Here is a 1,037-nt window from a genome sequence, read left to right as displayed (position 1 = left end):
GGTACGGGGCGGGCATGCGGATCGTGGTGGTCGGGGCCAGCGGCAACGCCGGGACGGCGCTGCTGCGCCGGCTGCGCCGGGAGCGGAACGTGGAGCTGGCCGGGGTCGCCCGCCGGATGCCCGGGCCGGACTCGGGGGAGCCGTACGACCAGGTGGAGTGGCACTCCTGCGACATCGGCATGCCCGGTGCCGCCGACCAGCTCGCCGAGGTCTTCGCCGGCGCCGGCGCGGTGGTGCACCTGGCCTGGCAGATCCAGCCCAGCCACGACCAGCGGGTGCTGCACCGGACCAACGTCGGCGGCAGCCGCGCGGTGATCGACGCGGTGGTCCGGGCCAAGGTGCCGGCCCTGGTGTACGCCTCGTCGGTGGGCGTCTACGCGGCCGGTCCGAAGGACCACCCGGTGAGCGAGCGGTGGCCGGCGACGGGGGTGCCCCAGTCGTCGTACAGCCGGGACAAGGCGGAGGTGGAGGCGCTGCTCGACGTGGCCGAGCGGGAGCATCCGGAGCTGCGGGTGGTGCGGATGAGGCCCGGGCTGAACTTCCAGCGTGACGCGGCCACCGAGATCAGTCGCTACTTCCTGGGGCCACTGGTGCCGGTTCAACTGCTCCGGTTCAACCGGATCCCGCTCGTGCCCACCCACCGCAGGCTGCGGATGCAGGCGGTGCACACCGACGACGTCGCCGAGGCGTACGCCCGGGCGGCCCTGGGCGACGCGCGCGGCGCCTTCAACCTGGCCGCGGACCCGGTGCTGACTCCGGAGCTGGTGGCCCGGCACTTCCACGGGTGGACCGTGCCGGTCGCGGCCCCGGTGCTGCGCGCGGCCGCTCGGCTGACCTGGTACGCGCGCCTGCAGCCGGTCGACGCCGGCTGGGTGCAGCTGGCGCTGAGCGTGCCGCTGCTGTCCAGCGAACGCGCCGAGACCGAGCTGGGCTGGCTGCCGCGGGTCGACGCGCTCACCGCCCTGCGGGAGCTCTTCGCCGGTATGGCGGAACGCGCCCACACCCCCAGCCCGCCGATGTCGGCCGCACCCGACCTC

The 1,037-nt window shown here is 75.1% G+C and carries 1 protein-coding gene; it reads left to right on the top strand.

What is annotated here, in order from left to right; translation table 11 throughout:
- Positions 1–14: 14 nt before the first annotated feature.
- Positions 15–1,037 (top strand): NAD-dependent epimerase/dehydratase family protein (locus E1211_RS32135; RefSeq protein WP_132354008.1); only part of this gene is annotated, 1,023 nt, incomplete at its 3' end.

It is taken from the genome of Micromonospora sp. 15K316 (assembly GCF_004348525.1).
In the GTDB taxonomy this organism is placed as follows: Bacteria; Actinomycetota; Actinomycetes; order Mycobacteriales; family Micromonosporaceae; genus Micromonospora.
The sequence above is the reverse complement of the archived record's forward strand: the minus strand, read 5'-3'. Positions and strand labels throughout refer to the sequence as shown.